Raw genomic sequence first — 13,908 nt, forward strand, 5'->3', positions numbered from 1 at the left:
CCCGGTGCCCGCCCCGCTCAGCCCTGTGCCCGCCGCACCTTCCGCACGGCGACCACCCGCCATGCCCCCAACCACAGCACCAGCGCGCTCCCGGTCCCGACCCCGGCCACCCCCACCAACGTCATCAGGCCGCCCCCCGGCGACGTAGCGGACGAAGCCACCGCACCACCGGAAGCCCCACCACGCCCACTCGCAGAACCAGAACCAGAATCAGAACCGGCACCAGCCCCCTGATCAGAGCCCGGATCCGAGCCGGAGCCGGCCCCTGAGCCGGACCTCGGGCCAGAACCCGAGCCCGCCCCGAAGTCCCACTCCGCCCCGCCTTCCCCCCGCTCGGCAGCCGCCAGATCCTCGGCCGACACCTGGAACTCCCCCGGATCCCGCACATAGTCGGGCGCCTGCTTCGCCGACCCGTCGACGGCCACCCGCAACGTGATCCCGAGCCCTCCGGCCTTCTCCGCCATCGCCGGGTTGAGCGTGACCTTGAGCCAGTACCAGCCGGCGAGCCCCATCGCCGCCCCGTCCTCGCGCGACAGCAGACGGTTCCCGTACGCCACGGGCGGCAGCGGGTCGAGCGCGGCCGATGTCGTGCCACCCGAGTACGTGGCGCCCTTCGCCGCCACCGGCGCCCGCGCGGGGTTGTACAGCTCCATGTCGAGCGCCCCCGGCACCGCCTCCCGCCGGTCACCGCCACCGGCCGAACCGTCCAACTCGGCGCCGAGCGAGAGCCGTTGCCCCCAGTCCACCGGAACCCGGTAGAAGTGACTCTGTCCCGGCCCGATCCGGTCCTGCCAGGCACCGGACGTCAGCGCCCTCGCATCGTTGAACCCGGTGCCCCCGTCGCGCCGCGCACCCGTCCCCGACGGCAGCGCCACCGGCTCCGACGGCCAGGACCGCGGCCCCGCCCCCGGGGCGGCGGACACCAGTCCCGGCTCGGTGGCCACACGCAGTTCGAGCCCCCAGTCCCGCTCGCTCGACCCGGCCGCCGCCGTCCGCTCCACGACCACGTAGTACGTCCCAGCCGACTGGCACCGCAGCCCTCCCGGACGTACGGGACGCTCGACCGCCACCGCGATCGGCCGCGGGTAGGAACCGGAGCGGAACGTCGCACGCTCCGCGTCGCACTGATTTCCCTGGCCGTCCCGCAGCGACACCGCGATGCCGTCCGCGGCCGTCGCCTTCACACCGGAGCCGAGCGGCGGGACGGCCACCACTGAGGCGTACGCGGTGGCGGCCCCGTCCAGCTCGACGCGGTAGTAGGAGGTGACGCCGGCCCCCGCCGCGAGCGAACTCCGGTAGGTGGCGCCCGTCTTCAGCTGCGCCGCCGTCGCACCACTGCGCGCCCCGCCGACGCTCCGGGCGCCCTCGGCGAAGTCATACGGATTACCGTTCCCCGCCGCCGCTGCGATCGCAGTCCCCGGCAGCGCCAGTACCAGGGCCGCGCACAGCCCCGCCCCGGCAGCGCCCCTCGCCGGGCCCCGGCCGCGCCGCCCCTTCCTCAGCCGCCTCAGGAGTCTCCCCATGGACGGCCATCCTGCCGTTCCGCTCCACACGGTGTCCCGCGTGCGACGGATTCCCGCCACGCAATCGCATACGTAAAGGAGCCCCGAGCAGCCCACGGACAGCACAAAGCCCCGGCCGCTACTGCGACCGGGGCCCTGTGAAGAGACTGTTGTCGATACTCACGAACCCGTGGGCACGGAGTCAGTCGCCTCCGTCCACAGATCCTGCTCGGCGCGATCCGCCTGGATCTGGCGGTACACGAGGAGCCCGCCGATGGCGGCCAGTGCGACCAGGAGAAGCTTCTTCACCGCGCGACCTCGTCTTTCCTTGACGTAGGGGACTTCTGGCGCCCGACTATACACACCGACCGAGACCGATCGGTGACCTGGATCCACCTCAACTCGGCCCCTGAAGACCGCAGTAGAAACGGCCGTTTGCGCCCATCCGAGTGGTGTTCATCGGAATATCGACACCCCGCGAGCGTCGGTCCCACAGCAGCGGGTCCCCATCCACATCATGAGGAAAGTACGCAAATCACCCAACCCGAAAGCGAGGGGCCATGACCAAGCACAAGGTCATGACGCTGTGGACCGTCATCATCTCCGCATTCATCGCGCTCTTCTCGGCGCTCGGACTCACCGCTCCGGCCACCGCGGCCACTCCGACCGCTCCGGCTCAGCAGCCGGAGAAGACCCAGACCGCGGCGGTCAGCACTCCCGCCCCTGCGTCGGTCCGCCCCTACTGGGCGTTCAAGCGGTCCCTGCCACCGACGATGAAGCAGCGCATCCGCGCCGAGGCCCACGGTTCCTCCCCGAGCGCCCGCCACCGCCCGCCGGCCGACACCGAGCAGCGCAACGCCGACAGCCACCTGGCCTCCGAGACCCTCACCACGCAGCAGTAGACAGCACCACGCAGCAAAGAAAGCCGGAACAGCAGGACAGCAGGACAGACCCAACAGCAGCAAAGACGGCACAGCCGGGCGGACAACGCCCGGACAAGGCAATACCGCACAACAGAGCCACGCAACAGAGCCGCCCAGCAGAGACGCACAACAGCAACGCCCAACAGAAGAGCAGGACTGTCGAACGAGGCCCCAGCCATCTCCTACGGCTGTGCGGGCCCATCGGCATGTCTGACCGCCGCCTCGCACCACATCGCCTCGCACCGCACCGCACCGCACTGCATACAGCAAAAGACCCCCAAGCGTTTCCGCTTGAGGGTCCTCGTTATGTGGGGCTAACAGGATTTGAACCTGTGGCCTCATCCTCATGAGGTCGATCAATGGGACTCTGTGACCTCACTCAACGAGCTTCATGCCCTCGCAGCCCTGCCGCTGACGTACGGCAACGATCGGCGAGATTCATGCTTGTTGGTGTCAGCCGTTGATGTCACGAATCCAGACACCCTTGACAAGCTGCCTCGCTACAGGCTGAGGTCTCCTGCTACTTCCGTGCACCGAACCGTCGATATGCGATCACGCCCAGACCGACGACGACGGCAACCGTGACGAGCATGGAAATGATCTGGCCCGGTCCCAACACTGAGAACATGCGCCCCCCTTTGTTAGCGCGGGGTCTCGGACGTGCTGCCCCTTGCGCCGTGGAATGACCGTGACAGATCATCCGGTCCCGCACTACTCGCAGCGGAAAGCCTTGAGCAACTTCTGAGGCTGGGTTCCCGTCCGACCCCGGCGTCACTTGATGAGGCCAGACGTGACATGCCCACCTCCTCGGCCCACCACTCAACCCAGCTCCGATCCCCCGCCGGAGGCATCGTCTTTGCCCGTGGCCGGAGTGTGTCGGGTGCTCGACTCATGCTCTCGGCCTATCCCTTGTGGGCGCACGTCGGCGAAGTCGTCATCGGACGCATCACGAAGATCGCCTCGATCGGTCAGCCGGAGCTCTTGATGAGGCTGTCCGAGAAGAGCAGGAGACCCGCGTGCAGATCATCACTGTTGATCTAGAACGGTCGCTGATCCTGTTGGCGGCATGCCCCGCCGCGTAGCCGCTGATGTCAGCCGTAGATGTCAAAGACCCCCAGCCGATACCGACTGGGGGTCTTTTCGCATGTGGGGCTAACAGGATTTGAACCTGTGGCCTCATCCTTATCAGGGATGCGCTCTAACCAACTGAGCTATAGCCCCGCCGCGCTCTGCGGGGTGTGTCCCGCGCGCTGACTCCTGAAGATTAGCGCACTGGGGGGCCAGTCCCAAAATCGATAGTCCTGGCCCGCCCACCAGCGGGTCTTTCAGGCCTCAGCAAGCCGCGGGAACGGTCACTCGTCCTCGGCGAGCGTGAGCTCGATGCCGCCGACGAAGCCCGCGGAGAGGTTGTAGATGAACGCGCCGAGCGTCGCCAGGGCGGTGGCCAGCACGACGTCGATGACGGCGATGACCGTCGTGAACATCAGGACGCGCGGCAGTGACAGGAACGACTGCAGGTCGAAGCCGTTGGACTCGTTCGAGCCCGTGGCCTCGGAGATCGTGCCGCCGACCGTGGAGAAGACCCCCATGGCGTCCATGACCATCCACAGCACGGCGGCCGCGATGATCGTGCAGATGCCGAGTGCGATGGACAGCAGGAAGCTGACCTTCATCACCGACCACGGATCCGCCTTGGCGACCCGCAGACGGGCCTTGCGGGTACGCGGGGTGGTGCGCGCCCCCGTGCGCGGCCTGCGGACGGAGTCCGGGGCGTTCTGGTACGCCTGCGGCGGGTGATACGGCTGGGCCGGCTGCTGCGGCCTCTCGCCCGGCAAGGCACCGCTGCCGCCGGTGCCGCCGCTGCCACCGGCCGCGTACTGCTGGGTCTGCGGACCTCGGGTGTCCGTCACAGTTCCCCCCTGGGATCCATGAGACTCGTTCGAGTCGGTCGAGTCGGTAGAGCCTTTGACGTCATCGACGTCGTGAGCGGAGCCACGGCCGCTCTCGGTATCCGTACCGGTGGATGTCCCGGTAGAGCCTGCGCCCGTGGCTCCGCTCACGATGACTCACTCCTCGCGCTACTCGGCCGAGGACTGTCCGCCCTCGTCCGTTTCGGCAGCCGTCTCGTCGGCGGTGGTGTCGTCGATCTCGGCACCGTCCGCGTCCAGCGAGACGTCACCGTCGACTTCCTCCGCCTCACGGCCGGCCTCGGCGTTACGAGCGATACCGACGACGGCATCGCGCTTGCCCAGGTTGATCAGTTGGACGCCCATGGTGTCACGGCCCGTCTCCCTGACCTCGTTGACTCGCGTACGAATCACACCGCCGGACAGCGTGATGGCGAGGATCTCGTCGGTCTCCTCGGTCACCAGAGCGCCGACGAGTTCTCCACGGTCCTCCACGATCCTGGCGGCCTTGATACCAAGGCCACCGCGACCCTGGACGCGGTACTCGTCGACGTTGGTCCGCTTTGCGTACCCACCATCGGTGGCGGTGAACACGAACGTACCGGCACGCACGACATTCATCGAGAGCAGTTCGTCTCCCTCGCGGAAGCTCATGCCCTTGACGCCGGACGTGGCCCGCCCCATGGGACGCAGCGCGTCGTCCGTGGCGGTGAACCGGATGGACTGCGCCTTCTTACTGATGAGCAGCAGATCGTCCTCGGCGGAGACCAGCTCGGCACCGATCAGCTCGTCGTCCGAACCATCGGCCGCCTCGCGGAGGTTGATGGCGATGACGCCGCCGGAACGCGGCGAGTCGTAGTCCTTCAAAGGCGTCTTCTTGACGAGGCCCGCCTTTGTGGCGAGGACCAGGTAGGGCACCGCTTCGTAGTCGCGGATCGCGAGGATCTCGGCGATCGACTCGTCCGGCTGGAAGGCGAGCAGGTTCGCGACGTGCTGGCCGCGCGCGTCCCGCCCGGCGTCCGGGAGTTCGTACGCCTTCGCGCGGTAGACGCGCCCCTTGTTGGTGAAGAAGAGCAACCAGTGGTGCGTCGTCGACACGAAGAAGTGGTCGACGATGTCGTCTTCCTTGAGCTTCGTGCCGCGCACGCCCTTGCCGCCGCGCTTCTGGGAGCGGTAGTCGTCGGTCTTGGTGCGCTTGACGTAACCGCCACGCGAAATGGTGACGACGATGTCCTCTTCGGCGATGAGGTCCTCGACGGACATGTCGCCTTCGAAGGGCACCAGCTTGGTGCGGCGGTCGTCGCCGAACTTGTCGACGATCTGCTGCAGCTCCGAGCTGACGATCTGGCGCTGCCGCTCGGGCGAGGCCAGGATCGCGTTGTACTCGTTGATCTTCTGCTGGAGTTCGTCGTGCTCCTGGACGATCTTCTGGCGCTCCAGGGCGGCCAGCCGGCGCAGCTGCATCTCGAGGATGGCGTTCGCCTGGATCTCGTCGATCTCCAGGAGCTCCATGAGGCCCCCGCGCGCGACGTCGACGGTGTCACTGCGCCGGATGAGCGCGATGACCTCGTCGATGGCGTCCAGGGCCTTCAGGAGGCCACGCAGGATGTGGGCGCGCTCCTCGGCCTTACGAAGGCGGAACTTCGTCCGGCGGACGATGACCTCGATCTGGTGCGCCACCCAGTGCCGGATGAACGCATCGAGCGACAGCGTGCGCGGGACGCCGTCGACCAGCGCCAGCATGTTGGCGCCGAAGTTCGTCTGCAGGTCGGTGTGCTTGTACAGGTTGTTCAGGACGACCTTGGCGACCGCGTCCCGCTTCAGGACGATGACCAGGCGCTGGCCCGTACGGGACGAGGTCTCGTCGCGGACGTCCGCGATGCCGCCGACCTTGCCGTCCTTCACGAGGTCGGCGATCTTCTGGGCGAGGTTGTCCGGGTTGACCTGGTAGGGCAGCTCCGTGACGACCAGGCACTGGCGGTTCTGGATCTCCTCGACCGCGACGACCGCGCGCATCGTGATGGAGCCACGCCCGGTGCGGTACGCCTCCTCGATGCCCTTACGGCCCACTACAAGGGCGCCGCTCGGGAAGTCGGGGCCCTTGATGCGCTCGATGAGGGCGTCCAGGAGCTCCTCGTGCGAGGCCTCCGGGTTCTCCAGGGCCCACTGGGCGCCGGCCGCCACCTCGCGCAGGTTGTGCGGCGGGATGTTGGTCGCCATGCCGACAGCGATGCCCGCCGAACCGTTGACCAGCAGGTTCGGGAAGCGGGCCGGCAGGACGGTCGGCTCCTGGGAGCGGCCGTCGTAGTTGTCCGTGAAGTCGACGGTGTCCTCGTCGATGTCACGGACCATCTCCATGGACAGCGGCGCCATCTTGCACTCGGTGTAGCGCATGGCGGCCGCGGGGTCGTTGCCCGGAGAGCCGAAGTTTCCGTTGGAGTCCACCAGCGGCATGCGCATCGACCACGGCTGGGCCAGGCGGACCAGGGCGTCGTAGATCGAGGAGTCGCCGTGCGGGTGGTAGTTACCCATGACGTCACCGACGACGCGGGCGCACTTGTAGAAGCCCTTCTCGGGCCGGTAGCCGCCGTCGTACATGGCGTACAGGACGCGGCGGTGGACGGGCTTCAGGCCGTCGCGTACGTCGGGCAGCGCGCGGGACACGATGACGGACATCGCGTAGTCCAGATAGGAGCGCTGCATCTCCGTCTCGAGCCCGACGGGCTCGATGCGCATCGCGATGGCGCTGCCGTCCACGTTCTCTTCGGGCGGCGGCGTGGGGGTGTTCTCGTCGGCCATTGCTGGTCAAGATCCTTTCTGCGCGGTCAGCTGAGACCGACTCAGATGTCGAGGAAGCGGACGTCCTTGGCGTTGCGCTGGATGAACGAGCGCCGGGCCTCGACGTCCTCGCCCATGAGGACCGAGAACAGGTCGTCGGCCTGGGCGGCGTCGTCCAGGGTGACCTGACCGAGGACGCGGTGCTCCTGGTCCATGGTCGTGATGCGCAGCTCCTCGGCGTTCATCTCACCGAGGCCCTTGAAGCGCTGGATCGAGTCCTCGCGGACGCGCTTGCCCGCCTGCCGGCCCATCTCGGTCAGGGCGTCGCGCTCACGGTCCGAGTACGCGTACTCGAAGTCGTCACGGCCCCACTTGATCTTGTAGAGCGGCGGGCGCGACAGGAACACGTGACCGGCTTCGACGAGCGGCCGCATGAAGCGGAACAGGAACGTCAGCAGCAGCGTGTTGATGTGCTGGCCGTCGACGTCGGCGTCCGCCATCAGAATGATCTTGTGATAGCGGAGCTTCTCGATGTCGAAGTCCTCGTGGACTCCGGTACCGAAGGCCGAGATCAGCGCCTGGATCTCCTGGTTGTGCAGGATCTTGTCGATGCGCGCCTTCTCGACGTTCAGGATCTTGCCTCGGATCGGCAGGATGGCCTGGTACATCGGGTCACGGCCGGACTTGGCCGAGCCGCCGGCGGAGTCACCCTCGACGATGAAGATCTCGCACTTGGTGGGGTCGTTCGACTGGCAGTCGGAGAGCTTGCCCGGCAGGGACGCGGTCTCCAGGAGGCCCTTGCGACGGGTCAGGTCGCGGGCCTTGCGGGCCGCCACGCGCGCGGTGGCCGCCTGGATGGCCTTGCGGATGATGTCCGTGGCCTCGACGGGGTTCCGGTCGAGCCAGTCCTGGAGGTGCTCGTAGACGACCTTCTGGACGAAGGTCTTCGCCTCGGTGTTGCCGAGCTTGGTCTTGGTCTGGCCCTCGAACTGCGGCTCGCTCAGCTTGATCGAGATGATCGCGGTCAGACCCTCGCGGATGTCGTCGCCCGTGAGGTTGTCGTCCTTCTCGCGCAGCAGCTTCTTGTCGCGCGCGTACCGGTTGATGAGACCGGTCATCGCGGCGCGGAAGCCCTCCTCGTGGGTACCGCCCTCGTGCGTGTGGATCACGTTGGCGAAGGAGTAGACGCCCTCGCTGTAGCTGGTGTTCCACTGCATCGCGACCTCGATGGAAAGGAGCTTCTCCTTGTCCTCGGCCTCGATGTCGATCACGGAGGGGTGAACGACCTCTCCCTTGCGGGAGTTGAGGTACTTCACGAAGTCGACGATGCCGCCTTCGTAGTGGTACGACACCGAACGCGGCTCGAAGGCGGTGTCGTCGCCCGCCTCGTTCGTGTCCGCTCCGGCCGTGGCCTTCGCGATGTCGCGCTCGTCCGTGAGGTTGATCCGCAGGCCCTTGTTGAGGAAGGCCATCTCCTGGAAGCGCCGCGACAGCGTCTCGAAGGAGTACTCGGTGGTCTCGAAGATGTCGCCGTCGGCCCAGAAGGTGACCGAGGTACCGGTCTCCTCGGTGGCCTCGTGCTTGGCCAGCGGCGCCGTCGGCACGCCGGCCTTGTACTCCTGCGTCCAGCGGAAGCCCTCGGTCCTGATCTCGACGGAGACCTTCGTGGACAGCGCGTTCACGACGGAGACGCCCACACCGTGCAGACCACCGGAGACGGCGTATCCGCCGCCTCCGAACTTGCCGCCCGCGTGCAGGACGGTGAGGACGACCTCGACGGCGGGCTTGCCCTCGGAGGCGACCATGCCGACGGGGATGCCACGGCCGTTGTCGACGACGCGGACGCCGCCGTCGGGCAGGATCGTGACGTCGATCGTGTCCGCGTGACCCGCCAGGGCCTCGTCGACGGAGTTGTCCACGACCTCCTGCACCATGTGGTGAAGGCCACGCTCACCGGTCGAGCCGATGTACATGCCGGGTCGCTTGCGGACCGCGTCCAGCCCTTCGAGGACGGTGATCGCACTGGCGTCGTACGAGGCCTCTGTGGCCCCGCCGTGCACTGCGGCGTCGGTGGACGGGATGTTCTCGTTGGGGTTGCCGGAATCGGCCACGAAGCGCCCTTTCTGGCACAGCACAAGCCAAGCTCCCGGTTGGTGGCCGGAGCGGCTGCGGCGTGTTTGTTCGGTAAGCCCTGATCAGCGTTGCTCGGTGCGTCCCACAAGTGGGGCGGGATTGTCTCCCAGTGTACCGGTAGCTCGGACATAGATGGGGGTTTGGCGGCGCCTGAGTCCTCATGTGCCGCCCTCAACCGGTCTCGCCCGACTCCCCCTATGTGGAGCGGGCCTCCAGGAGGCTCACAGCGGCACTCAGCGCTTCGGGGTGTGAACCACCAGCTACGGTGGCCCTTCGCTCACCCGTAGGTGTCACCGGGACCGGTGCTTCCGGGGGCTCGCAAGGGGCCGTAGCGGCGCGGACCGCCGCCGGGATTCTTGATGTCGATGCGCCGCACGGCGCCGTGCCCGAGATCCTCGTTCAACCTTCTGACCAGCTGCGGAGCCAGCATCCGCACCTGCGTCGCCCAGGCTGTCGAATCGCACTGCACCACCAGGACCCGCTCGTCCTCGTCGTACTTCTGCGGAACACAGTGTTTGGCGAGGTCCTCACCGACGATCTGCGGCCAGCGCCCCATGACGCCGCCGACCGCGGCCGGTGTCTCCCAGCCGCGCTCGGTGATCAGCCGGTTGATGGCGGGGCCGAGCCCCATCGGATCCCGCCCGTCGGAGCGCGCACCGGACCTCAGTCCGCCGCCGCGCCGCGCCTGTTTCTTCTGCTGCGCGGAGTCACCACGCGCGCGTGCCGCCTCTTTCGCCGCACGTAGGGCGACGCGGGCCAGGTCGACACCAGAAGGCTCGGGATCGCCTTTTGGTTCCCGCGGACCCTTCGCACCTTCGGGGGATTCGCCGGCGCTCACAGTCGCTCCACCGTTCCGTCCGACACCGCGTAACGGGTGCCCGCCAGCACGCCCGGTACGTCGTCGTCGACGGCTGCCGTGACGAGGACCTGCTCACCGGGTGCCACGAGCTCCGCCAGGCGCTCCCTGCGGCGCGCGTCCAGCTCGGCGAAGACATCGTCGAGGACGAGTACCGGCTCGTTCCCCTCGGCCCGCAGCAGGTCGTACGAGGCCAGGCGCAGCGCCAGCGCGTACGACCAGGACTCGCCGTGGCTCGCGTACCCCTTGGCGGGCAACTGGCCGAGCTTGAGGACCAGTTCGTCGCGGTGCGGGCCGACCAGCGTGACGCCCCGCTCGATCTCCTGCTTGCGCGCCGCTTCGAGAGCGGCGAGTAGTTGCTCGTAGAGCTCTTCGCGCGCGTGCCCGACGATTTCGGGGGACGAAGGCTTGTACTCCAGGGCGATCGGCCCGCCGCCTGGCGCCAGTTGCTCGTACGCCTTGTCGGCCAGCGGCTGCAGCGTCGCGACCAGGTCGAGCCGCTGCGCGAGCAGCTCCGCGCCCGCGCGCGCGATGTGCTGGTCCCACACGTCGAGCGTGGACAGGTCCATGGAGCGCCCGCCGTGCCGCCGCGCGAGCGCCGCGGTCTTCAGGAGCGTGTTGCGCTGCTTCAGGACGCGGTCGTAATCGGAGCGCACACCCGCCATCCGGGGCGAGCGCGCGGTGACCAGCTCGTCCAGGAAGCGCCGGCGCTCGCCGGGGTCGCCCTTCACCAGGGCCAGGTCCTCGGGCGCGAACAGCACCGTCCGTACGATCCCGAGCACGTCCCGCGGCTTGACCTGCGAGGACCTGTTGATCCTGGCGCGGTTCGCCTTGCCCGGGTTCAGCTCCAGCTCGACGAGCTGCTGGCGCTCGCCCTGCCGTACCTGCGCCCGGATCACGGCGCGCTCGGCGCCCATGCGCACCAGCGGAGCGTCCGAGGAGACACGGTGGCTGCCGAGCGTGGCGAGGTAGCCGACGGCCTCGACGATGTTCGTCTTGCCCTGCCCGTTCGGGCCCACGAACGCGGTGACGCCCGGGTCGAGAGAGACCTCGGCCCGGGCGTACGAGCGGAAGTCGGCCAGCGACAGATGCGTGACGTGCATGGTCGTGGGCCGACCTCCCCCAGAGTTCTGAACAGCGGTTTTCTACAGGTGTGGATTACTTCTTCTCGACGGCGTGGCCGCCGAACTGGTTGCGCAGCGCCGCGATCATCTTCATCTGCGGCGAGTCCTCCTGTCGCGAGGCGAAGCGCGCGAAGAGCGACGCGGTGATCGCCGGCAGCGGCACCGAGTTGTCGATGGCGGCTTCCACAGTCCAGCGGCCCTCGCCGGAGTCCTGTGCGTAGCCGCGCAGTTTGTCCAGGTGCTGGTCGTCGTCGAGGGCGTTGACGGCGAGGTCGAGCAGCCAGGAGCGGATGACCGTGCCCTCTTGCCAGGAGCGGAAGACCTCGCGGACGTTGTCCACGGAGTCGACCTTCTCCAGGAGCTCCCAGCCCTCGGCATAGGCCTGCATCATGGCGTACTCGATGCCGTTGTGGACCATCTTCGCGAAGTGGCCGGCGCCGACCTTGCCCGCGTGCACGGAGCCGAAGTCGCCCTCCGGCTTCAGAGCGTCGAAGACGGGCTGAACCTTCGCCACGTTGTCGGGGGCGCCGCCGTACATCAGCGCATAGCCGTTCTCCAGGCCCCAGACGCCGCCTGAGACGCCGCAGTCGACGAAGCCGATGCCCTTGGCCGCGAGCTCCTCGGCGTGCCTCTCGTCGTCCGTCCAGCGCGAATTGCCGCCGTCGACGACGACGTCGCCGGGCTCGAGCAGCCGGCCGAGCTCGTCGACCGTGGACTGGGTCGCGGCGCCGGCCGGGACCATCACCCACACCACGCGCGGGCCCTTGAGCTTGCCCACAAGCTCCTCGAGGCTGTGGACGTCCGCGAGGTCCGGGTTGCGGTCGTAACCGAAGACGGTGTGGCCCGCGCGGCGGATGCGCTCGCGCATATTGCCGCCCATCTTGCCGAGGCCGACGAGACCGAGCTCCATCAGTGGTTCCTTACGTTGCGACGAGGCGTGAGGTGGTGCGGGAGCGATACGAGAGCACGCGCGCGTGGCGCCTCGTACCTGCGTCCGAGCCTAAACCCGGACGCTCCCGCACACCTGTGGGCATAGCCGCTCGGGCGAACCCGGGCGGCCTGCCCCTCAAGCTCCTCAGCCAGAGAGCCGCACCGGCATGATCAGGTACTTGTACGCGTCGTCCGCCTCGGCGTCCACGGCCGGCTTGCCGGAGAGCAGCGCGGGCTTGGTGGACGTCGTGAACGACAGCTGGGCGACCGGGGAGTCGATCGCACTCAGGCCGTCGAGCAGGAAGGTCGGGTTGAAGGCGATCGAGATGTCATCGCCCTCAAGGTTGGCGTCGACCCTCTCCACAGCCTGTGCGTCGTCGCTGGAGCCGGCCTCCAGGATGAGCACGCCCTGCTCGAAGCTGAGCCGAACCGGAGTGTTGCGCTCGGCGACGAGGGCCACACGCTTGACGGCCTCCACGAAGGGGGCGGTCTCGATGACGGCCACGGAGTTGAACTCCGTCGGGAACAGCGTGCGGTACTTCGGCAGGTCGCCCTCGAGAAGACGGGTGGTGGTGCGGCGGCCCGCGCCCTCGAAGCCGATGAGGCCCTCGCCCGCACCGGAACCGGCGAGCGCCAGCGTGACCGTGTCACCGCTCGTGAGCGCCTTGGCGGTGTCCAGGAGCGTCTTGGCGGGCACCAGGGCGACCGCGGAGGCCTCGGGGTCCTCCGGCTTCCACAGGAACTCGCGGACGGCGAAGCGGTAGCGGTCGGTGGACGCCAGCGTCACCGTGTCGCCCTCGATTTCGATGCGCACACCGGTGAGGACGGGCAACGTGTCGTCACGGCCTGCCGCGATGGCCACCTGGGAAGCGGCAGCGGCGAAGACCTCACCCGGGACGGTGCCCGTGGCGGTCGGCATCTGCGGCAGCGCCGGGTACTCCTCCACAGGAAGCGTGTGGAGTGTGAATCGCGAGGAGCCGCAGACCACGGTCGCTCGTACACCGTCTGTGGAGATCTCCACCGGACGGTTGGGCAGAGCGCGGCAGATGTCGGCGAGCAGGCGACCGGAGACGAGCACCGTGCCCTCCTCGTCGATCTCCGCGTCCACCGAGACGCGTGCCGAGACCTCGTAGTCGAAGCTCGACAGGCTGAGTGCGCCCTCCTCGGCCTTCAGCAGAAGGCCGGCGAGGACGGGCGCAGGCGGTCGTGCCGGAAGGCTGCGCGCCGCCCAGGCCACCGCCTCCGCGAGTACGTCGCGTTCCACCCGGATCTTCACTTAAGCCGCCTCCTGCAGTTGCTGGCTGCTCTCGCCCTGCTTGGTCTTCGGTCTGCCGTCTGCATCGGCAGACGTGGTGTCGCTCGGTCCACTGCTGGGGAGAACACCGGGGACCAGTCTGACGCACGGCACTGACAGTCGTTGCCTGCCTCGGTCAAGTCGTGCCGAGCGGCGGTCGAGGCGGCGAGAGCGACTTGTGCACAGCCCCCGCTTCGAAACGGATTCCCAGCTCTTACTAGTTGGACGTAGTAGTAGGGGCTGTGGAAAGCGTGGATAACCTCTAAAGCGCAGGTCAGAGGCGGTTTTTTGTCCACCGTGCCTGTGGGCCGAGGCGGTGGACAACCGGCCTTTGCTGTGGACGGCGAAAAGTTCTGCACACTCGATGCACAGCCTTGGGCCACTTCTCCCCAGCGCCGTCCCCAGCTTTACCCCGGTTCTCCCCAGCCCAACCGACCCCCTTGGTGTGACGCCTTTCACTC

10 protein-coding genes and 1 tRNA gene are annotated in these 13,908 nt (G+C 68.0%); 1 reads left to right on the top strand and 10 read right to left on the bottom strand.

All coding sequences use genetic code 11. The features are described from left to right. Positions 1-17: 17 nt before the first annotated feature. Positions 18-1,523: a hypothetical protein gene (locus tag ACIRHA_RS19675; RefSeq protein WP_403847147.1), complete on the bottom strand. Its 1,506-nt coding sequence runs from the start codon at positions 1,521-1,523 to the stop codon at positions 18-20. A gap of 159 nt (positions 1,524-1,682) precedes the next feature. Then, positions 1,683-1,811, bottom strand: a complete 129-nt coding sequence (locus ACIRHA_RS19680; protein ID WP_003999697.1) for a DLW-39 family protein — start codon at positions 1,809-1,811, stop codon at positions 1,683-1,685. A gap of 251 nt (positions 1,812-2,062) precedes the next feature. On the opposite strand from ACIRHA_RS19680, the gene ACIRHA_RS19685 reads away from it, so the two are divergent. Beyond that, on the top strand, positions 2,063-2,404 hold the full coding sequence (locus ACIRHA_RS19685) for a DUF6344 domain-containing protein (protein WP_403847149.1): 342 nt from the start codon (positions 2,063-2,065) through the stop codon (positions 2,402-2,404). Positions 2,405-3,572: 1,168 nt separating this feature from the next. Here ACIRHA_RS19685 and ACIRHA_RS19690 read toward each other — a convergent pair. The 8 genes from ACIRHA_RS19690 to dnaN all read right to left on the bottom strand — a co-directional run bounded on the left by ACIRHA_RS19690 (position 3,573) and on the right by dnaN (position 13,429). Continuing rightward, positions 3,573-3,646, bottom strand: a tRNA-Ile gene (locus ACIRHA_RS19690). 131 nt (positions 3,647-3,777) lie between these two features. Continuing rightward, positions 3,778-4,485: a DUF3566 domain-containing protein gene (locus ACIRHA_RS19695; RefSeq protein WP_403847151.1), complete on the bottom strand. Its 708-nt coding sequence runs from the start codon at positions 4,483-4,485 to the stop codon at positions 3,778-3,780. Between the two features lie 18 nt (positions 4,486-4,503). Beyond that, entirely contained in the window at positions 4,504-7,131 is a 2,628-nt protein-coding gene (gene gyrA, locus ACIRHA_RS19700) for a DNA gyrase subunit A (RefSeq protein WP_403847154.1), read from the bottom strand. 41 nt (positions 7,132-7,172) lie between these two features. After that, positions 7,173-9,221, bottom strand: a complete 2,049-nt coding sequence (gene gyrB / locus ACIRHA_RS19705) for a DNA topoisomerase (ATP-hydrolyzing) subunit B (protein ID WP_403847157.1) — start codon at positions 9,219-9,221, stop codon at positions 7,173-7,175. A gap of 299 nt (positions 9,222-9,520) precedes the next feature. Next, positions 9,521-10,081 (bottom strand): DUF721 domain-containing protein, encoded by a 561-nt coding sequence (locus ACIRHA_RS19710; protein WP_403847159.1) that lies wholly within the window; start codon positions 10,079-10,081, stop codon positions 9,521-9,523. Next, a complete protein-coding gene (gene recF / locus ACIRHA_RS19715) occupies positions 10,078-11,202 on the bottom strand; it encodes a DNA replication/repair protein RecF (RefSeq protein ID WP_403847161.1) in 1,125 nt (374 codons plus the stop codon). The genes ACIRHA_RS19710 and recF overlap by 4 nt, the downstream gene beginning before the upstream one ends. Positions 11,203-11,257: 55 nt before the next feature. Continuing rightward, on the bottom strand, positions 11,258-12,133 hold the full coding sequence (gnd, locus tag ACIRHA_RS19720; RefSeq protein ID WP_403847164.1) for a phosphogluconate dehydrogenase (NAD(+)-dependent, decarboxylating): 876 nt from the start codon (positions 12,131-12,133) through the stop codon (positions 11,258-11,260). A 165-nt stretch (positions 12,134-12,298) separates the two neighbouring features. Further along, a complete protein-coding gene (gene dnaN / locus ACIRHA_RS19725) occupies positions 12,299-13,429 on the bottom strand; it encodes a DNA polymerase III subunit beta (RefSeq protein ID WP_266711965.1) in 1,131 nt (376 codons plus the stop codon). Positions 13,430-13,908 lie beyond the last annotated feature (479 nt).

The organism is Streptomyces sp. NPDC102360 (genome assembly GCF_044766085.1).
Classification (GTDB): domain Bacteria; phylum Actinomycetota; class Actinomycetes; order Streptomycetales; family Streptomycetaceae; genus Streptomyces.

Excerpts from the sequence above, each read along its gene's own strand:
- ACIRHA_RS19675 (WP_403847147.1), bottom strand. The coding sequence starts at position 1,523 with ATGGGGAGACTCCTGAGGCGGCTGAGGAAGGGGCGGCGCGGCCGGGGC.
- ACIRHA_RS19685 (WP_403847149.1), top strand. The coding sequence starts at position 2,063 with ATGACCAAGCACAAGGTCATGACGCTGTGGACCGTCATCATCTCCGCA.
- gyrA (WP_403847154.1), bottom strand. The coding sequence starts at position 7,131 with ATGGCCGACGAGAACACCCCCACGCCGCCGCCCGAAGAGAACGTGGAC.
- recF (WP_403847161.1), bottom strand. The coding sequence starts at position 11,202 with ATGCACGTCACGCATCTGTCGCTGGCCGACTTCCGCTCGTACGCCCGG.
- gnd (WP_403847164.1), bottom strand. The coding sequence starts at position 12,133 with ATGGAGCTCGGTCTCGTCGGCCTCGGCAAGATGGGCGGCAATATGCGC.